Consider the following 18,114-nt stretch of genomic DNA (forward strand, 5'->3'; position numbering starts at 1 on the left):
TGTTAGGCCTGCCGCCAGCGTTCAATCTGAGCCATGATCAAACTCTTCAGTTCAATACTGCTTGGGTTTTTAAGAAACCCTAAACTTGGCTCAGCAATCTCAAATGACTATGTGATTTCTCGCATGGCCACTTGTGATGCTGATAATCTTGGCGACTATCAGTCCATACTCACAAGCACCCACACGAATTGCTTGATTCAATTTGTTAAAGAGCGTTTGGCTAAGAGCTTTTCGTCTCAACCGAGGCGCGCATTTTACGCTTTCCTCATTGCCTGTCAAGCGTTTATTTTGAAGTTTTTCGCGAGAAACTCGTTTAGCTTCAAACACTTGACTCGCTGCGATCTCTCGTAGCGGGAGGCGAATCATACAGCACTCAAAGATGCTGTCAACTGCCTTTTTCACCGCTGCCGATCAGATGATCGAAGCCCCTCACGCCGCATCGAACTCGCTTAACTCGTTGATTAACAAGGAGTTTTGCGTTTCGTTTGCTGCGGAAGTGGGGCGCATTATAAGGGGATCTGAGAGGGCGTCAACCTTTTATTTCAGTTATTTGAAAGATCCTCGGCGCAGACCTTATATAGGCCACCAAGTGCCTGCCTCAAACTCTGCTGCGCCTACAAGATCGAGCGCCGACCGCGCGGCGCTCGATTTTAAGGGCGCCAGAAACCCCAAGGCAGGCGCCTTGCAGCCACCCATTAATCCAAACCAGGCCTCACCCACCCCACAAACCAAAACGGGGAGGCCTGTCGGCCTCCCCGCTTCTCACATCACCACAACCTTACAAGCTCGGGAACGCGAACTGCGACGCCTCGTGGCTCTTACGCTGCGGCCAGCGCTGGGTAATCGCCTTGCGACGGGTGTAGAAGCGCACACCATCCGGCCCATAGGCATGCAAGTCGCCAAACAGCGAGCGCTTCCAGCCACCAAAGCTGTGATAGCTCACCGGCACCGGCAGCGGCACGTTCACCCCAACCATGCCCACTTCGATCTCGTCGCAGAACAGCCGCGCCGCCTCACCGTCACGAGTGAAGATGCAAGTGCCGTTGCCGTACTCGTGATCGTTGATCAGTTGCATCGCCTCTTCCAGGCTCTGCACACGCACCACGCACAGCACCGGGCCGAAGATCTCTTCCTGGTAGATGCGCATCTGCGGCGTCACCCGGTCGAACAAGGTACCGCCAACGAAGTAGCCGTTCTCGTTGCCCGCCACCGAGAAACCGCGACCATCGACCACCAGTTCGGCGCCAGCCGCCACGCCATCGTCGATATAGCCCAGCACCTTGTCACGTGCAGCCGCCGTCACCAGCGGCCCCATGTCCAACCCACACTGGGTGCCGGCACCAATCTTCAGGGCCTTGATCTGCGGTTGCAGCTTGGCGATCAACGCATCGGCGACCTGGTCGCCCACGCACACTGCCACCGAGATCGCCATGCAGCGCTCGCCGCACGAGCCGTAGGCGGCGCCCATCAGCGCGTTGACCGCGTTGTCCAGTTCCGCATCCGGCATCAGCACCGCATGGTTCTTCGCCCCGCCCAACGCCTGCACGCGCTTGCCGCGCTTGGTGCCTTCGGCATAGATATATTCAGCGATCGGCGTCGAACCAACGAAGCTCAGGGCTTTGACTTCCGGCGCCTCGATCAGCGCATCCACCGCTTCCTTGTCGCCATGCACCACATTGAGAATGCCCTTGGGAAGGCCAGCCTCATGCAGCAGTTGGGCGATGTACAGCGTCGAGCTCGGGTCGCGCTCCGAGGGCTTGAGGATGAAGGCATTGCCGCAGACGATGGCCAGCGGATACATCCACAGCGGCACCATCGCCGGGAAGTTGAACGGCGTGATACCGGCCACCACACCCAGCGGCTGGAAGTCGGACCAGGCGTCGATGTTCGGGCCGACGTTGCGGCTGTATTCACCTTTGAGGATCTCGGGCGCGGCGCAGGCGAACTCGACGTTCTCGATACCACGCTTCAGTTCGCCGGCGGCATCCTCGATCGTCTTGCCATGCTCTTCGCTGATCATCTGCGAAATGCGCGCCTCGTTCTGCTCCAGCAGCTGCTTGAAGCGGAACATGACCTGGGCACGCTTGGCCGGTGGCGTGTTACGCCAGGCCGGGAACGCAGCCTTGGCCGAGTCGATGGCGTCCTGGATGGTGGCGCGGCTGGCGAGCTCGACCTTGCGGGTAGCCTGGCCAGTCGACGGGTTGAAGACATCGGCGGTGCGACCGCCCTTGGAAACCAGCTCACCATTGATCAGGTGCTGAACGATGCTCATGCAGAACTCCAGATAAAGAAGGTTGGAACAGGCGCGCTCAGGCGCCTGTCGTCAGCGTCGGAAAGATCAGTCGATCTGGTTCAGGGCTTCGCCTACCGCGTCGAACAGGCGATCCAGTTCCTGCGGCTGGGTATTGAAGGTTGGGCCGAACTGCAGGGTGTCACCCCCGAAGCGAACATAGAAGCCGGCCTTCCACAGTTTCATGGCCGTCTCGTATGGACGCACGATCGCATCGCCATCGCGCGCTGCGATCTGGATCGCGCCAGCCAGGCCGTAGTTACGGATGTCGATGACATTCTTGGTGCCCTTGACGCCATGCAGCAGGTTCTCGAAGTGCGGCGCCAGTTCGGCGGCGGACTGCACCAGGTTTTCCTTCTGCAGCAGGTCCAGTGCGGCGATGCCGGCAGCACAGGCCACAGGGTGAGCCGAATAGGTGTAGCCATGGGGGAATTCCACGGCGTATTCCGGCGTCGGTTGGTTCATGAAGGTCTGGTAGATCTCACTGCTGGCGATCACCGCACCCATCGGGATCGCGCCGTTGGTCACCTGTTTGGCGATGCACATCAGATCCGGGGTCACGCCGAAGGCTTCGGAGCCGGTCATCGCACCCATACGGCCGAAGCCAGTGATCACTTCGTCGAAGATCAGCAGGATGTTGTGCTGGGTGCAGATTTCACGCAGGCGCTTCAGATAACCCTTCGGTGGAGGCAGCACGCCAGCGGACCCGGCCAGCGGTTCGACGATCACCGCGGCGATGTTCGAAGCGTCATGCAATTCGATCAGCTTGAGCATCTCGTCGGCCAGGGCGATACCGCCCTCTTCCGGCATGCCGCGGGAGAACGCGTTCACCGGCAGTACGGTGTGAGGCAAATGGTCGACATCCAGCAGTTGGCCGAACATCTTGCGGTTGCCATTGACCCCGCCCAGGCTGGTGCCGGCGATGTTCACGCCGTGGTAACCACGGGCACGGCCGATGATCTTGGTCTTGGTTGCCTGGCCTTTCAGGCGCCAGTAGGCACGCACCATCTTCAGCGCGGTGTCGGCGCACTCGGAGCCAGAGTTGGTATAGAAGACATGGTTGAGGTCACCTGGCGTCAGCTCGGCGATCTTCTCGGCCAGCTGGAACGACAGCGGGTGACCGAACTGGAAGGCCGGCGAGTAGTCCAGGGTGCTCAACTGACGCGTCACCGCTTCGGTGATTTCCTTGCGGGTATGCCCGGCGCCACAGGTCCACAGGCCCGACAGTGCGTCGAAAATCTTGCGCCCCTTGTCGTCAACCAGGTAATTGCCTTCGGCCGCCACGATCAGGCGCGGATCACGCTGGAAGTTGCGGTTGGCGGTGTAGGGCATCCAGTGAGCATCCAGCTTGAGCTGGCTGGCCAGGCCGGACGGGGCGGTTTCGGGCATGTTCATCGGCGGTTCCTCGGAAGACGACTAGGCAACGACGGGTGTTGTTGCAGCTAAATTGTCACGGGGATAAAGTCTGAAAAAGCCAACATTTCTAATCTTCAGTTAGCAGTGGACTAAACTTATGAGTCGTCGCCCCGATCCCCTCGCGCAAGTCAGCGATTTCGATATTCGCCTGCTGAAGATTTACCGCAGTGTCGTCGAGTGCGGCGGCTTCTCGGCGGCGGAAAACGTACTGGGTATCGGGCGCTCGGCCATCAGCCAGCAGATGAATGACTTGGAGCAGCGCCTGGGCTTGCGCTTGTGCCAGCGTGGCCGGGCAGGCTTTTCGCTCACCGAGGAAGGCCGCGAGGTCTACCACTCGGCACTGCAACTGCTCAGCGCTCTGGAGAGCTTTCGCACCGAGGTCAATGGACTGCACCAGCACCTGCGTGGCGAACTCAACATCGGCCTGACCGACAACCTGGTGACCCTGCCTCACATGCGCATCACCCACGCGCTGGCCGAGCTCAAGGATCGCGGGCCGGACGTGCGCATCCAGATTCGCATGATCGCTCCGAGCCAGGTCGAACAAGGGGTGCTGGACGGCAGTCTGCATGTTGGCGTGGTGCCGCAGACCAGCCCGCTCTCGGGCCTGGAATACCAACCCCTGTACAGCGAACGTTCGTTGCTCTACTGCGCAGTGGGCCACCCGCTGTTCTATGCCGAAGACCAGAAGATCGACGACCAGCGCCTCAACAGCCAGGAAGCCATCGCCCCGACCTTCCGTCTGCCGGCCGACATCCAGGCGCACTACCAGGCCCTGAACTGCACCGCCAGCGCCTCGGACCGCGAGGGCATGGCCTTTCTCATCCTCACCGGGCGCTACATCGGCTACCTGCCCGATCACTACGCAATGTTCTGGGTCCAGCAAGGCCGCCTGCGGGCATTGAAACCGGCGCAACGCTTCTATGACCTGAGCCTGAGCTGGGTGACACGCAAGGGACGGCGTCCGAACCTGGTTCTGGAAAGTTTCCTCGAAAGCCTCGCGGCAACGCGCTAATGCTTGTCACTTCGGCACAGGCAGGTAATCTGTCCGACATCCGTTGCCCACAGACCCCGTACGGAAACGTCCATGACCTTTGAAGTCCCTGCGCATCGCCTCTCCGCCTCGGGCAAGCCCGCCGGCCGCATTCGCCAGAAGAACGAACAGGCCATCATCCAGGCCGCCGAAGACGAATTCGCCCGCCATGGTTTCAAGGGCACCAGCATGAATACCATCGCGCTGAAGGCCAACCTGCCCAAAGCCAACCTGCACTACTACTTCACCAACAAGCTCGGCCTTTATATCGCCGTGCTCAGCAACATCATCGAGTTGTGGGACAGTACCTTCAACGCCCTGAGCGTCGAGGACGACCCGGCCGTGGCGCTGAGCCAGTACATTCGCACCAAGATGGAGTTCTCCCGACGCAACCCGCAGGCATCGCGGATCTTCGCCATGGAGGTGATCAGCGGTGGGCACTGCCTGACCGAATACTTCAGCGCCGACTACCGCGAGTGGTTCCGCGGCCGCGCCGCGGTGTTCCAGGCCTGGATCGAGGCCGGCAAGATGGACCGGGTAGACCCTGTGCACCTGATCTTCCTGCTCTGGGGCAGTACCCAGCACTACGCTGACTTCGCCACCCAGATCTGCCAGGTCACCGGTCGCAGCCGCCTGACCAAGCAGGACATGGAAGACGCCAGCAACAACCTTATCCACATCATTCTCAAAGGCTGCGGCATCAATCCGCCCGCCTGACCCGGACCTATGCCCTCTACCCTGCTTGAGCTCTGCGAGTTCCGCGAAGACATCCGCAAGAGCCGCTTCATCACCCTCGCCGGCCCTGTCAGCAGCGCTGCCGAGGCGATGAGCTTCATCGAACGCCACAGCGACCCAGCCGCCACCCACAACTGCTGGGCCTGGAAACTCGGTGCGCAATACCGCAGCAGCGATGATGGCGAGCCGGGCGGCACCGCCGGACGTCCAATCCTTGCGGCGATCGAAGCCCAAGACTGCGATCAGGTGGTCGTGCTGGTCATCCGCTGGTATGGCGGTATCCAGCTCGGCACCGGGGGCCTGGCCCGGGCCTATGGCGGAGGCGCCAACAAATGCCTGCAACAGGCGCCGAAACGGCTGCTTGTACAGCGCAGCGAATTCACCTGCAGTTGCACCTTCAGCGAGCTGGCCTTGCTCAAGCTGCGCCTGGCCGAGGCCGAAGGGCTGGTGCTGGACGAACAGTTCACGGCAAACGGTGTCGATCTGCTCCTGGCGCTGGGCGCAGAGCACGTACAGACATTTCAGCAGCAATTGGCCGACCTCAGCCGTGGCCGGATTCGCCTGGAGCTTCGCTGAAAGCTGCCCACAACTGCTGTGGGCCTGCCTGTGGATAAGCTTGGGGCATTCTTTTGCAAGCCTTGCCACATATGGCTTTCAGCCGATTGAGCATATTTTGATCACTGTTTTATGACACCTGCAAACCACTGAAAGCCAGAGAGTTATCCCCACCGCCCGGTTTTCGCGGGCTCGTCCGGTGCCCACACGCTTGCGCACAATAACTGTGGAACAGCCTGTGGATAACCCGTGCGCCAACAAGCGGGGCGCCCACCAGCACAAGGCGCAGAGCGTCTGATCATTTTTTGTACAGAAGCAACGCAGGCGAGTCGCGCCCGCCTGGAGTATCCTCGATACCTTTCTTCAAGCGACTTCGGAGCGTCCACATGTCCACAAGCAAAAACGCCCTCATCATCGGCGCCTCCCGCGGATTGGGACTGGGCTTGGTCCAACGCCTGCGTGAAGACGGCTGGAACGTCACGGCTACCGTGCGCGATGCGAGCAAGCCCAGCGCCCTCAACGATGTCGCAGGTGTGCGCATCGAATCTTTGGAAATGAACGATACCGCTTTGCTCGACCGCCTCAAGCAGCGTGTGCAGGGCGAAATCTTCGACCTGGTGTTCGTCAACGCCGGGGTCATGGGGCCGTTGCCGCAAGATCTGGAAACCGTACAAGACTCGCAGATCGGCGACCTGTTCATGACCAATGCCGTAGCGCCCATCCGCGTGGCACGTCGGCTGGTCGGACAGATCCGCGAAAACACCGGGGTGCTGGCGTTCATGAGCTCGGGCCTGGGTAGCGTGACCAGCCCGGATGGCAACGAGATCTGCCTGTACAAGGCCAGCAAGGCTGCACTCAACTCGATGATCAACAGCTTCGTGGTGGAGTTGCAACGATCCGACCTGAGCGTGCTGGCCATGCACCCAGGCTGGGTGAAAACCGACATGGGCGGCGAGAACGCGGAAATCGACGTGTTCACCAGCACACGCGGCATGCTCGACCGGATCAACGAGCAAAGCGGCCAGGGCGGCCTGCGCTTTATCAACTACAAGGGCGACGCCCTGACCTGGTGAATTGAAAGCCGCGTGGCGAGGCAGTAGACTCGATGCCTCGCCTCGCGGCGGACCTGGATCAGCAGACAGGACAACACTGAGCTGGCTAACCCTGAACCCACTTTCAGAGGAGCCGGCACCATGCCTGCGACCCGTATCTGGTTGAAATCCCCCCTTGCCATCTTCACTGCCAATGACACCGATGCCCGCGGTGGCCTGGTCATCGAAAACGCCCGCATCAGCCAACTGCTCGCCCTCGGCGAACAACCCAACACCCCCTGTGACCAAGTGTTCGATGCCCGTGAGCACGTGGTGCTGCCCGGTCTGATCAACACCCACCACCACTTCTACCAGACCCTGACCCGCGCATGGGCTCCGGTGGTCAACCAACCATTGTTTCCCTGGCTCAAGACCCTTTACCCGGTGTGGGCACGGCTGACCCCGACCAAACTGGCGCTCGCCAGCGAGGTTGCATTGGCCGAGTTGCTGCTGTCAGGTTGCACCACTGCCGCCGATCACCATTACCTGTTCCCCGAAGGCCTGGACCACGCCATCGACGTACAGGTCGAAGCCGTGCGCAAGCTCGGCATGCGCGCCATGCTGACCCGTGGCTCGATGAGCCTGGGTGAAGCAGATGGCGGCTTGCCCCCGCAGCAGACAGTGCAACAAGGTGAGGTGATCCTGGCCGACAGTCAGCGACTTATCCACAGTTACCATGAGCGTGGCGAAGGCGCGCGCATCCAGATCGCCCTGGCGCCCTGCTCACCCTTCTCGGTCACGCCAGAGATCATGCGTGCCAGCGCCGCCTTGGCCGAAGAGCTGGACGTGCGCCTGCATACCCACCTGGCCGAAACACTCGATGAGGAAGACTTCTGCCTACAGCGGTTCGGCCTGCGCACCGTGGACTACCTCGACAGTGTCGGCTGGCTCGGCCCGCGCACCTGGCTGGCCCACGGCATCCACTTCAACCCCGACGAAATCACGCGCCTGGGTGCTGCCGGTACCGGCATCTGCCATTGCCCGAGTTCGAACATGCGTCTGGCCTCGGGCATCTGCCCAACCGTCGAGCTCGAAGCTGCCGGAGCCGCACTCGGCCTGGGTGTAGACGGCTCAGCGTCCAACGATGCCTCGAACATGATCCTCGAAGCACGCCAGGCCCTCTACCTGCAACGCCTGCGCTACGGCGCCGAGCAGATCACGCCCGAGCGCGCGCTGGGCTGGGCAACCCGCGGCTCGGCACAACTGCTGGGCCGTGGCGACATCGGCGAGCTGGCGGTGGGTAAGCAGGCGGACCTGGCCCTGTTCAAGCTCGACGAGCTGCGTTTCTCCGGCAGCCACGATCCGCTGTCCGCGCTGCTGCTGTGCGCGGCGGACCGGGCTGACCGAGTCATGGTCGGCGGCCACTGGCGCGTGATCGATGGCCAGATCGAGGGACTCGATGTCCAAGGCCTGATCGCCGACCATCGTCAGGCGGCAGCCGCACTGATTGCCGGTTGAAGCACAGCGGGGCTGCTGGGCAGCCCCGCCCTACCGAATAGCGCGTAGCCCTGTAGAATGTCGGCCAACCGTACCTGATTCGAGATCACACCCCATGTATGACTGGCTCAATGCCTTGCCCAAGGCCGAACTGCATATGCACCTGGAAGGTTCGCTGGAGCCGGAACTGCTGTTCGCCCTGGCCGAACGCAACAAGGTCGCCCTGCCCTGGGCCGACGTGGAGACGCTGCGCAGCGCCTACGCCTTCAACAACCTGCAGGAGTTTCTCGACCTGTACTACCAGGGCGCCGACGTGCTGCGCACCGAGCAGGACTTCTACGACCTGACCTGGGCCTACCTGCAACGCTGCAAGGCACAGAACGTCATTCACACCGAACCCTTCTTCGACCCGCAGACCCATACCGACCGGGGTATCTCCTTCGAGGTGGTGCTCAGCGGTATCAACCAGGCGCTCAAGGATGGTCGCGAGCAACTGGGCATCAGCAGCGGCCTGATCCTGAGCTTCCTGCGTCACCTCAGCGAGGAGGAAGCCGAGAAGACCCTGGACCAGGCCCTGCCGTTCCGCGATGCCTTCATTGCCGTGGGCCTGGACAGCTCGGAGAAAGGTCATCCACCAAGCAAGTTCCAGCGCGTCTTCGACCGCGCCCGCAGCGAAGGCCTGGTCGCCGTTGCCCACGCCGGCGAGGAGGGCCCACCCGAATACATCTGGGAAGCCCTCGACCTGCTGAAGATCAAGCGCATCGACCACGGCGTACGCGCCATCGAGGATGAGCGGCTGATGCAACGCATCATCGACGAGCAGATTCCGCTGACCGTCTGCCCACTGTCGAACACCAAGCTCTGTGTGTTCGACCATATGAGCCAGCACAACATCCTCGACATGCTCGAACGTGGGGTCAAGGTCACGGTGAACTCCGACGATCCGGCCTACTTCGGCGGCTATGTCACAGAAAACTTCCACGCTTTGCACCAGCATCTGGGCATGACCCAGGAACAGGCAACACGCCTGGCGCAGAACAGCCTGGATGCACGCCTGGTCTGAGTCGCGAGCACAACCGGTGTTACAGGGGTACTTCAGCCCACCTGTAATGCCGGCACCCTCGCGATACGGTTGATCTCCTGAATACCCAAGGTGGAAATCTGCATCACGCGTGATCCCTCCTGCTCGCGTATCCAGCCAGACTGCATGAACAACCTGAGCATCGCCTGCCCGACACCGCCGCCCAGGTGGGGGCCGTTGTCACTCCACTCACTGCTGTGACAGACCACACATCCACCGCGCTGGCGGGGCGCCAGCGCATCGATATAGACGCCAATTGCAGCCAATTGCAGACGCCCTTCCAGGCTCACGGTAGGATGCAGGTCATTGCCCTCCAACCAGCCGGCGGCCACCATGCGTCGATAAAGATCGACCGCAATCTCGCCCCCCAGGTGGTCACCACAACGTCGCGCCCTGCGCAACGACAGCGGCACCTGCAGGGGCCTGACCGATGTTTGGCATTCGGCACGGCCACCAAGCTGCACGCTGGCCAGTGCCTCGACCGCGGCGATCACCTCGGGGGTGGCCAGTCGAAAATAGCGCTTGCGCCCACGCGCCTCGAGGCGCAGCAAGCCAGCAGCCGACAATAAAGACAGGTGGGCGCAGGCCGATGATGGAGTGACGCCGATCATGAGCGCCAACTCATCAGCGTGCCGGGACGAACCATCGATCAAGGCCCAGAGCATGGCACTGCGCTTGGGCTCGGCCATCAGAGCGGCGATCTGACTGATACTGCTGACTGCTTTCATGCTCCATCAACTCCATGCAAAGTCACGTTTCTTGTCCAATGGCCATCCATGGCAGTAGGAATCGCCAGAGGTTGCGGCAGATAGGTGTAGGTGCAGCCTGTCAGGCTGTATGGGAAGCCCCGCCTGATGGGGAAACCGCTCTCGCTGCAAGGGCCTGCGGGGACAAGTATAAGCCGCCGAAAGCCCTGTACTAGGTGGGTTTGGCCACCGGTTTGCGGCACAAGGCCGAGGGTAGCGGCACCCTTGGCGATATAGGGAAATGCCAGTGAATGACGAGCGCTACCAGCATCCCCTCTAGCATCCCGGACATAGCCACATCCACTGCCAGGTAAAGGCCACAAGAGCGGAACATTGCCGACAGTAGGGTTCCACAAGTAGGGCAAGGAAAAGCGAAGGTTCGTATCTTGATTGAGTCAGCCCATCGCCCCGGGGGTGACCGTCAGTCAGGACGTCGTCGCGGCACATGGCGGGCAATCGGTACAGCGCTACACTGGATTCGCTCTCACCCCGACAGGAGGATGCAGCGATGAAGATTGTCGTCAGTACATCGAACCGCCACCCCAACTGCCCCTGGCAGGTACAGCTCGATCAACATGTGGTGAGTTTTCGCAGCGAGGCGGAGGCCCGGGCATTCGTCGCCGTTCTGGAGACACGCCTGAAGGCCCCTCACCCCCTCATGCAGCCTGCCTGGACTGAAGGCGTCGAGTCAGCATCGCGACATTGACCACCAAAACACCGCACAAGCTGATCACCAAGGCCATCGGCACTGCGCTGCCATCATGCAGGACACCCACCAGCGCCGCGGCCCCTGCGGCGACGCTGAACTGCAGGCTGCCCATCAATGCCGACGCGCTGCCGGCCCTGGCACCCTGCCCGTTCATAGCACAAGCCGAGGCGTTGGGAATGATGCAGCCCAGACTGGCGATGCACACGAACAGTGGTACCAACAATGGCCACAACTGCGTCGGATGCAGCAGCGCCACCCCCAGCAGCACTACCCCTGCAGCCAGGTAGAGCCATACCGCTCGGGCCAGCAGGAAGGCTGGGCCGCGCTTGGCCAGCAGCCGGGCGTTGACCTGGGCACAGAGGATGAAACCGGCAGCATTGGTGCCAAACAGCCAGCCGTAATGCTCGGCCGGCACGCCATAGAGCTTGATGAACACGAACGGTGAACCGGCGATATAGGCGAACATGCCGGCGATGGCGATGCCACCCGTCAGCGCATGCCCCAGGAACACCCGATCGCCCAGCAGCCGCAGGTACTGGCGCAAGGCACCCGACAGCGGCTGGCGCGGCACGTGGGCTGGCAGGCTTTCCGGCAGCCCCAGGCTCACCGCCAGCAGGCAGGCGGCGCTGAACAGGCTGAGCACCAGGAAGATCGACTGCCAGCCGGACACATTGATCAGGACGCCGCCGAGCATCGGCGCGAGAATCGGCGCGAGCCCCATCACCAGCATCAATTGCGAGAAGGCTTTGGCGGCCCCCACGGCGTCGCATTTGTCGACGACGATGGCCCGCGACAACACCATTCCCGCACACCCACCCAGTGCCTGGATGAAACGCGCCACGACCAGCGTGTCGAGGTCAGGGGCGTAGGCGCAGGCGAGCGACGCCAGGGTGAAAAGGCTGATACCGAACAACAGTGGCTTGCGTCGGCCGAAACGGTCGGCGATCGGACCGTAGGCCAGTTGGCCAAGCGACAAGCCAAGGAAATAGGCCGCCAGGGTCGTCTGGACGTGCTGCTCATCAGTGCCGAAGGCCTGGGCCATGGCAGGGAAGGCGGGGAGATAGAAGTCGATCGCCAATGGCGCGAAGGCCGAAAGAGCGCCGAGGATCAACAGGGTGCGCAGATTCATCGGAAATCCATAGCAGGCTAAGCAACGGACTAGTCTAACTGCACTGGAGGCGGCCTGGTATGAAAAGCTTTGTAACAGTTACACCTGAAAACGGTGGTCCCTGGAGCAGGCACCACCGCGAGTCGTCAGGCCGGCTCGGCCTGGTAACCCTCTTCACGGATCGCCTCCAGGATCTGCTGCACCCCGAGCTGGCTCTGAACCCGCACCTGCCTGGCCCCCAGGTCGACCTCCACCTGCGCTGTCGCATCCTGCTCCTGAACCGCACGGGTCACCGCCTTGACGCAATGACCGCAGCTCATGCCCTGCACATTGAAGACTTGCATCGGAACTACCTCCATCTGGGTTTTGCAGAGAGTTTCAAGCTTGCCATCATGGCAAGGTCAAGTTCTGCACAAAACGGCCGGGCTGGAAATCCGCGTGCGGCTCGGCCAAGCTGCGCTTTTGACGACTCGCCAACCAGGAGAAGTTTCATGATCAGGGCAGCATTGGGCCTCGTCGGACTGCTGAGTGCCGTGGCCGTCGTGCCACCGGTCAGCGCCGAGGGCAATTCGGACTACAGCGTGCTGATCATTTCCCGGGAGCGCCTGGAGGTAGCCACCAACTGCGAAATCGGTGTCTACCTCAACGACCAGCTCTCCGGGCGGGTGTTCCAGGAACAATCGACCTCGTTCAACCTGCCGCCAGGGCCGGTGGACGTGCGCCTGCGCCTGCTGCCTGGGCAGGTGCCCGGTTGTGCACCCGGCGTGGAGGACCAACGCAGCACCCGCCTCAACCTGCAGGCGGGCCAGATCAACAAATACCGGATCGCCGTGGGCCAGAATGGGCTGGAATTGAAGCGAGCCGGCCTGGGGTATTGACCTTACCAACATGGCAAGCTTGATGCTGCAGGCTCGATCACGGAGGAAAGCCCATGCCCGCATCAACCACCTTCGACCTGCCGATCGCCGGCATGACCTGCGCCAGCTGCGTGGGTCGCGTCGAGCGCGCGCTGCGTAAAGTCAACGGCGCCGAACAGGTCAGCGTCAACCTTGCTACCGAACAGGCCAGGGTCCAGGCCCCGGCCGAAAGCCTGCCCGAGCTGCTCGAAGCGGTGCGCAAGGCCGGCTACAGCGTGCCGAGCCGCACCCTTGAACTTCAGGTAGGCGGCATGACCTGCGCCAGTTGTGTCGGCCGCGTCGAACGCGCCCTGGGCAAGGTGTCCGGGGTCGAGCAGGTCAGCGTGAACCTGGCCAGCGAACGCGCGCACCTCAGGGTACTCGAAGGCGTCAGCGACGACGCCTTGATCGGCGCCGTGGAAAAGGCCGGCTACAGCGCCAGCCTGCCACGTACCGCCCATGACGATCGCCACGATGCGCAGCGACGCCTGCGCAACGAACGCCTGGCGGTGATCGCCGCCCTGCTGCTGGCCCTGCCCCTGGTTCTGCCAATGCTGGTGCAGCCGTTCGGCTTGCACTGGATGTTACCGGCCTGGGCGCAATTCGTGCTGGCAACCCCGGTGCAGTTCATCCTAGGGGCACGGTTCTACAAGGCCGCCTGGAAAGCCGTGCGTGCCGGCGCAGGCAACATGGACCTGCTGGTCGCCCTTGGCACCAGCGCCGGCTATGGCCTGAGTCTGTACGAATGGTCCCAGGCCCATGCGGGCATGGAACCTCACCTCTACTTCGAAGCCTCGGCCGTGGTAATCGCCCTGGTGCTGCTGGGCAAATACCTGGAAAGCCGCGCCAAACGCCAGACCGCCAGCGCCATTCGCGCACTCGAAGCCCTGCGCCCCGAGCGCGCCTTGCGCGTGATCGACGGTCGCGAGGAAGATGTAGCGATCAGCCAGCTGCGCCTGGACGACCTGGTACTGGTCAAGCCCGGCGAGCGCTTCCCGGTCGACGGCGAGGTGATCGAAGGCTGCAGTCACGCCGACGAAGCGCTGATCAGCGGCGAAAGCCTGCCAGTGCCCAAACAGCCCGGCGACAAGGTCACCGGCGGTGCGATCAACGGTGAAGGCCGCCTGCTGGTGCGCACCCTGGCCCTGGGCACCGAAACCGTACTCGCGCGGATCATCCGCCTGGTCGAAGACGCCCAGGCGGCCAAGGCACCGATCCAGAAGCTGGTCGACCGGGTCAGCCAGGTGTTCGTCCCGGCGGTGCTGGTGCTCGCATTGATCACCCTGGTCGGCTGGTGGCTGGCCGGTGCACCGCTGGAAAACGCACTGATCAACGCCGTGGCCGTGCTGGTGATCGCCTGCCCTTGCGCTCTGGGCCTGGCCACACCGGCAGCGATCATGGCCGGCACCGGTGTGGCAGCCAGCCATGGCATCCTGATCAAGGACGCCCAAGCTTTGGAGCGAGCCCATGCGGTCAATCGCGTGGTCTTCGACAAGACCGGCACCCTGACCTCCGGCAGCCCGCGCATCGTCCACAGCGAGGCCGTCGTCGGCGACGCACACGACCTGCTGCGCCTGGCCGGAGCCCTGCAACGCGGCAGCGAACATCCGCTGGCCAAGGCCGTGCTGGATGCCGGCGCTGAGCAAGGGCTGGAGATTCCCCTGGTGAGCGATAGCCAGTCGCTGACCGGGCGCGGCATCGCCGGTACGGTCGAAGGCCGGGTACTGGCCCTGGGCAACCGGCGCCTGCTCGACGAAAGCGGCCTTGAGCCAGGCAATCTGCTCGACAGGGCCCAGACCTGGGAAAGCGAAGGTCGCACCCTGTCGTGGTTGATCGAGCGCGCACCACATGCCCGGGTGCTCGGACTATTCGCCTTCGGTGACAGCCTCAAGCCCGGTGCCGAGCAGGCGATCGCGGCCCTGCACGCACAGGGCATCAGCAGCCACCTGCTGACCGGCGACAACCGCGGCAGCGCCAAGGTGGTCGCCGAGGCGCTGGGCATCGACGATGTGCACGCCGAAGTCTTGCCAGCCGACAAGGCCGCCACCGTCAATGCACTCAAGCAGAACGGCGTGGTGGCCATGGTCGGCGACGGCATCAACGATGCCCCGGCCCTGGCTGCAGCCGACATCGGCATCGCCATGGGAGGTGGTACGGACGTGGCCATGCAGGCCGCTGGCATCACCCTGATGCGCGGCGACCCTCGCCTGGTGCCCGCAGCCCTGGAAATCAGCAACAAGACCTACGCCAAGATCCGTCAGAATCTGTTCTGGGCGTTCATCTACAACCTGATCGGTATCCCGCTCGCCGCCTTTGGCTTCCTCAACCCGGTCCTGGCTGGCGCCGCCATGGCGCTCTCCAGCGTCAGCGTGGTGAGCAACGCCCTGTGGCTCAAGACCTGGAAGCCCACCGGCATCGCTTCGAAGGAGACGCCATGAACATCGGCCAAGCCGCCCGGCGCAGTGGGCTCAGCGCCAAGATGATCCGCTACTACGAGTCCATCGGCCTGCTCAAGCCGGCGCTGCGCAGCGACAGCGGCTATCGGCTGTACCAGCAGGAAGACCTGCACAGCCTGGCGTTCATCAAGCGCTCGCGCGACCTGGGGTTCTCACTGGAAGAAGTCTCCCGGCTGCTGACGCTCTGGCAGGACCGCCAGCGCGCCAGCGCCGACGTCAAGGCACTGGCGACACAGCATATCGACGAACTGAACCGACGGATCGAAGAGATGGTGAGCCTGCGCGACACCTTGAGCGAGCTGGTCGCCCACTGCCAGGGCGATGATCGCCCAGACTGCCCGATTCTCAGGGACCTGGCCAACGAAGGTGGATGCTGTCACTGAACGCTGGCGTGGGCTGCCTGACAACCCACGCCAGCATTTTGGTATGCCATATTAGCCATACCTGGCCAAACCGACCTTAAAATCAAGTTTCATCCAATAAATACGGGAGTTTCACTCAGATATTCCTGCGCTCTGCCGATGACCTGCATACCAGTTTCATGCGTCGACAAGAAAAAATCCGGGAGCGTGGATGAACATCAAGCAAAAATTGACCTGGGCCTTCGCCGTCATTGCGGGCCTGCCCATCGTCTTGGTCGCCACCGTGGTGGTGCTGAACCTGCGAGAAGAAGCGCAGGATGACTTCCTGGATGGCAGCAGCCGGGAAATCCGCCAGGTCGGCAACGCGATGAACATCTTCTTCCAGGGCATTGCGCAGAACGTCGAGTACCTCGCCAGCCAGCCCTTGGTCACGGCCAGCGCCGACAACCTCAAGAAGTACATTGCCGCCGACGCCGCGCAGATTCCCCTGGGCGAGCAGGACAAGGCGCTGTACGACCAGTTCACCCGCCTGGCCCAGAGCCACCCCGACTACGCCTACGTGTCCTACGGTATGAAAGACGGCGGCTATGCGTTCTGGCCCGGTGACCCGAAGATGGCCAGCTACGACCCGCGCACCCGCCCCTGGTTCCAGGCCGCCATGGCCAGCCCCGGCAAGACCCTGCGCACCGCGCCCTACTACTGGGCCGGCGACGACGCCGTGCTGGTCAGTACCGTGCGCACCGTGGCCAACCAGCTCGGTAGCCCGGGCGGGGTGGTCAACATTGACGTCTCGCTCAAGGGGCTGACCGAGATCGTCAAGCAGATCAAGCTGGGTGACAGCGGCTACCTGATCCTGATGGAGAACAACGGCAACGTCATGGTCGACCCGCGTGACGCGAGCCACAACTTCAAGCAGCTGGAGAGTTTCGGTGGCGGCTACGCCGAACTGGCCAAGGCCGGCAAGGGCCTGGCCGAAGTGACCCTCGATGGCGAACGCTACATGGCCAACATCTACCCGGACGAGCGCCTGGGCTGGACCTTCATCGGTCTGATCCGCCAGGACGAAGTGATGCAGACCACCACCCGCCTGACCTGGCTGATCGGCACCCTCGCACTGGTGCTGGCGGCCGTCTTCGCCGTGGCTGGCGCCGCCTTCGCCAAGCTCATCGTACGGCCGATCAACAGCGTCACCAGTGGCCTGGAAGACATCGCCCAGGGCGAGGGCGACCTGACCCGCAACCTCGAGGTACGAGGCAGCGACGAAACCGCGCAACTGGCCAACTGGTTCAACCAGTTCCTGGGGGCGATCCGCGGCCTGATCCAGCACATCGGCGGCGCGGCCGGCAAGATCCTCAGCACCTCGGCCAGTTCCACCCGGGTGTCCGGCGACATGGCCGAAGCCGCTGGCCGTCAGCGCGAGGCGGTGGACATGGTATCCACCGCCTTCCACGAAATGGTCGCCACCGCCAACGAAGTGGCGCGCTCCTGCAGCCAGGCCGCACAGTCGGCCGACAGCGGCCAGCAACAGGCACGCGAGGGGCAGCAGCAGATCGATGCGGCGGTGCAGAGCGTCGACCGCCTGAGCCAGGAGATCGAGCAGTCGGCGCAGTCGATCCAGCAACTGGAGCGTGACAGCAACGCGATCCAGTCGATCCTCGGCACCATCCGCTCGATCGCCGAACAGACCAACCTGCTGGCCCTCAACGCGGCCATCGAAGCGGCTCGCGCCGGTGAGCAGGGCCGTGGCTTTGCCGTGGTAGCCGACGAAGTCCGCGCCCTGGCCAAGCGCACCGCCGACTCCACCGCCGAGATCGACGGGCTGCTGGGCAACCTCGCCAACCGCACCGCCGAGGTGGCCGAACAGATGCATGCCAGCCTTGAAGTGTCGCAACAGTCTGTCAACCGCATCGGCCTGGCGCGCGACAGCTTCGGGCAGATCCGCGAGTCAGTGGACATCATCCGCGACATGAACACCCAGATCGCCACCGCCGCCGAAGAGCAGCACCAGGTGGCCGAGGACATCAATCGGCATATCAGCCAGATTCACGGCGATGCGCAGTTGGTGGCCGAGCTTGCGCAAGCGGCGCGGCAGGACTCCCAGAGCCTGGAAGGGTTGTCCAACGAGCTGGATGCGTTGGTGCGGCGGTTCAGGACCTGAAGTTCACGCGCCACACTGCAAACCTCGGTGTGGCGCGCCAC

16 protein-coding genes, 1 rRNA gene and 1 pseudogene (1 of these 18 running past the window's edge) are annotated in these 18,114 nt (G+C 62.8%); 12 read left to right on the plus strand and 6 right to left on the minus strand.

Going from position 1 to position 18,114, the window contains the following annotated elements; all coding sequences use genetic code 11:
- The 3 genes from ACK3BK_RS22030 to ACK3BK_RS22040 form a co-directional block, all read right to left on the minus strand.
- Window positions 1–53 (minus strand): 16S ribosomal RNA (locus ACK3BK_RS22030) (it extends 1,484 nt beyond the left edge of the window).
- Between the two features lie 725 nt (window positions 54–778).
- Window positions 779–2,272, minus strand: coding sequence for a CoA-acylating methylmalonate-semialdehyde dehydrogenase (locus tag ACK3BK_RS22035; protein ID WP_411383314.1), 1,494 nt, complete (start codon window positions 2,270–2,272; stop codon window positions 779–781).
- A gap of 66 nt (window positions 2,273–2,338) precedes the next feature.
- A complete protein-coding gene (locus tag ACK3BK_RS22040) occupies window positions 2,339–3,685 on the minus strand; it encodes an aspartate aminotransferase family protein (protein ID WP_186708573.1) in 1,347 nt (448 codons plus the stop codon).
- 118 nt (window positions 3,686–3,803) lie between these two features.
- Here ACK3BK_RS22040 and ACK3BK_RS22045 point away from each other — a divergent pair, with 118 nt between their 5' ends.
- From ACK3BK_RS22045 to ACK3BK_RS22070, 6 genes are all read left to right on the plus strand, one after another.
- Entirely contained in the window at window positions 3,804–4,721 is a 918-nt protein-coding gene (locus ACK3BK_RS22045; RefSeq protein WP_186666088.1) for a LysR family transcriptional regulator, read from the plus strand.
- A 72-nt stretch (window positions 4,722–4,793) separates the two neighbouring features.
- Window positions 4,794–5,456 (plus strand): TetR/AcrR family transcriptional regulator, encoded by a 663-nt coding sequence (locus tag ACK3BK_RS22050; protein ID WP_186666086.1) that lies wholly within the window; start codon window positions 4,794–4,796, stop codon window positions 5,454–5,456.
- A 9-nt stretch (window positions 5,457–5,465) separates the two neighbouring features.
- Entirely contained in the window at window positions 5,466–6,050 is a 585-nt protein-coding gene (locus ACK3BK_RS22055; protein ID WP_186666084.1) for an IMPACT family protein, read from the plus strand.
- Window positions 6,051–6,415: 365 nt separating this feature from the next.
- Window positions 6,416–7,102 (plus strand): SDR family oxidoreductase, encoded by a 687-nt coding sequence (locus tag ACK3BK_RS22060; protein ID WP_186666082.1) that lies wholly within the window; start codon window positions 6,416–6,418, stop codon window positions 7,100–7,102.
- Window positions 7,103–7,222: 120 nt separating this feature from the next.
- Window positions 7,223–8,578, plus strand: coding sequence for an 8-oxoguanine deaminase (locus ACK3BK_RS22065; protein ID WP_411383315.1), 1,356 nt, complete (start codon window positions 7,223–7,225; stop codon window positions 8,576–8,578).
- Window positions 8,579–8,672: 94 nt separating this feature from the next.
- Window positions 8,673–9,620 (plus strand): adenosine deaminase, encoded by a 948-nt coding sequence (locus ACK3BK_RS22070; RefSeq protein WP_186666079.1) that lies wholly within the window; start codon window positions 8,673–8,675, stop codon window positions 9,618–9,620.
- A gap of 32 nt (window positions 9,621–9,652) precedes the next feature.
- Here ACK3BK_RS22070 and ACK3BK_RS22075 read toward each other — a convergent pair whose 3' ends face one another.
- Window positions 9,653–10,366, minus strand: a complete 714-nt coding sequence (locus tag ACK3BK_RS22075; RefSeq protein WP_411383316.1) for a transcriptional regulator — start codon at window positions 10,364–10,366, stop codon at window positions 9,653–9,655.
- Window positions 10,367–10,892: 526 nt separating this feature from the next.
- Here ACK3BK_RS22075 and ACK3BK_RS22080 point away from each other — a divergent pair.
- Window positions 10,893–11,090 (plus strand): hypothetical protein, encoded by a 198-nt coding sequence (locus tag ACK3BK_RS22080; protein WP_238343432.1) that lies wholly within the window; start codon window positions 10,893–10,895, stop codon window positions 11,088–11,090.
- Here ACK3BK_RS22080 and ACK3BK_RS22085 read toward each other — a convergent pair.
- On the minus strand, window positions 11,041–12,222 hold the full coding sequence (locus tag ACK3BK_RS22085; protein WP_288376637.1) for a multidrug effflux MFS transporter: 1,182 nt from the start codon (window positions 12,220–12,222) through the stop codon (window positions 11,041–11,043). The two genes, ACK3BK_RS22080 and ACK3BK_RS22085, sit on opposite strands and share 50 nt — an antisense overlap.
- 125 nt (window positions 12,223–12,347) lie before the next feature.
- Entirely contained in the window at window positions 12,348–12,545 is a 198-nt protein-coding gene (locus ACK3BK_RS22090) for a heavy-metal-associated domain-containing protein (protein ID WP_186666072.1), read from the minus strand.
- Window positions 12,546–12,692: 147 nt separating this feature from the next.
- On the opposite strand from ACK3BK_RS22090, the gene ACK3BK_RS22095 reads away from it, so the two are divergent.
- The 5 genes and pseudogenes from ACK3BK_RS22095 (at window position 12,693) to ACK3BK_RS22115 (ending at window position 18,073) form a co-directional block, all read left to right on the plus strand.
- Window positions 12,693–13,079, plus strand: a complete 387-nt coding sequence (locus tag ACK3BK_RS22095) for a hypothetical protein (RefSeq protein ID WP_186666071.1) — start codon at window positions 12,693–12,695, stop codon at window positions 13,077–13,079.
- A gap of 53 nt (window positions 13,080–13,132) precedes the next feature.
- Window positions 13,133–15,535: a heavy metal translocating P-type ATPase gene (locus tag ACK3BK_RS22100; RefSeq protein WP_411383317.1), complete on the plus strand. Its 2,403-nt coding sequence runs from the start codon at window positions 13,133–13,135 to the stop codon at window positions 15,533–15,535.
- Window positions 15,532–15,936, plus strand: a complete 405-nt coding sequence (gene cueR, locus ACK3BK_RS22105; protein ID WP_186666067.1) for a Cu(I)-responsive transcriptional regulator — start codon at window positions 15,532–15,534, stop codon at window positions 15,934–15,936. Before ACK3BK_RS22100 ends, cueR begins: the two co-directional genes overlap by 4 nt.
- Before the next feature lie 346 nt (window positions 15,937–16,282).
- Window positions 16,283–17,167, plus strand: a pseudogene (locus ACK3BK_RS22110) (cache domain-containing protein); the annotation flags it as partial.
- Window positions 17,168–17,368: 201 nt separating this feature from the next.
- Window positions 17,369–18,073, plus strand: a complete 705-nt coding sequence (locus tag ACK3BK_RS22115) for a methyl-accepting chemotaxis protein (protein WP_411384503.1) — start codon at window positions 17,369–17,371, stop codon at window positions 18,071–18,073.
- The last annotated feature ends 41 nt before the right edge of the window (window positions 18,074–18,114 follow it).

This window comes from Pseudomonas sp. L7, assembly GCF_046605565.1.
Lineage (GTDB): Bacteria > Pseudomonadota > Gammaproteobacteria > Pseudomonadales > Pseudomonadaceae > Aquipseudomonas > Aquipseudomonas wayambapalatensis.

What these genes read in the sequence shown, in the direction of transcription:
- ACK3BK_RS22100 (WP_411383317.1), top strand. Translation starts at nt 13,133, where the DNA reads ATGCCCGCATCAACCACCTTCGACCTGCCGATCGCCGGCATGACCTGC.
- ACK3BK_RS22035 (WP_411383314.1), bottom strand. Translation starts at nt 2,272, where the DNA reads ATGAGCATCGTTCAGCACCTGATCAATGGTGAGCTGGTTTCCAAGGGC.
- ACK3BK_RS22090 (WP_186666072.1), bottom strand. Translation starts at nt 12,545, where the DNA reads ATGCAAGTCTTCAATGTGCAGGGCATGAGCTGCGGTCATTGCGTCAAG.
- ACK3BK_RS22050 (WP_186666086.1), top strand. Translation starts at nt 4,794, where the DNA reads ATGACCTTTGAAGTCCCTGCGCATCGCCTCTCCGCCTCGGGCAAGCCC.
- ACK3BK_RS22060 (WP_186666082.1), top strand. Translation starts at nt 6,416, where the DNA reads ATGTCCACAAGCAAAAACGCCCTCATCATCGGCGCCTCCCGCGGATTG.
- ACK3BK_RS22040 (WP_186708573.1), bottom strand. Translation starts at nt 3,685, where the DNA reads ATGAACATGCCCGAAACCGCCCCGTCCGGCCTGGCCAGCCAGCTCAAG.
- ACK3BK_RS22070 (WP_186666079.1), top strand. Translation starts at nt 8,673, where the DNA reads ATGTATGACTGGCTCAATGCCTTGCCCAAGGCCGAACTGCATATGCAC.
- cueR (WP_186666067.1), top strand. Translation starts at nt 15,532, where the DNA reads ATGAACATCGGCCAAGCCGCCCGGCGCAGTGGGCTCAGCGCCAAGATG.
- ACK3BK_RS22075 (WP_411383316.1), bottom strand. Translation starts at nt 10,366, where the DNA reads ATGAAAGCAGTCAGCAGTATCAGTCAGATCGCCGCTCTGATGGCCGAG.
- ACK3BK_RS22045 (WP_186666088.1), top strand. Translation starts at nt 3,804, where the DNA reads ATGAGTCGTCGCCCCGATCCCCTCGCGCAAGTCAGCGATTTCGATATT.
- ACK3BK_RS22080 (WP_238343432.1), top strand. Translation starts at nt 10,893, where the DNA reads ATGAAGATTGTCGTCAGTACATCGAACCGCCACCCCAACTGCCCCTGG.
- ACK3BK_RS22065 (WP_411383315.1), top strand. Translation starts at nt 7,223, where the DNA reads ATGCCTGCGACCCGTATCTGGTTGAAATCCCCCCTTGCCATCTTCACT.
- ACK3BK_RS22055 (WP_186666084.1), top strand. Translation starts at nt 5,466, where the DNA reads ATGCCCTCTACCCTGCTTGAGCTCTGCGAGTTCCGCGAAGACATCCGC.
- ACK3BK_RS22085 (WP_288376637.1), bottom strand. Translation starts at nt 12,222, where the DNA reads ATGAATCTGCGCACCCTGTTGATCCTCGGCGCTCTTTCGGCCTTCGCG.
- ACK3BK_RS22115 (WP_411384503.1), top strand. Translation starts at nt 17,369, where the DNA reads ATGGTCGCCACCGCCAACGAAGTGGCGCGCTCCTGCAGCCAGGCCGCA.
- ACK3BK_RS22095 (WP_186666071.1), top strand. Translation starts at nt 12,693, where the DNA reads ATGATCAGGGCAGCATTGGGCCTCGTCGGACTGCTGAGTGCCGTGGCC.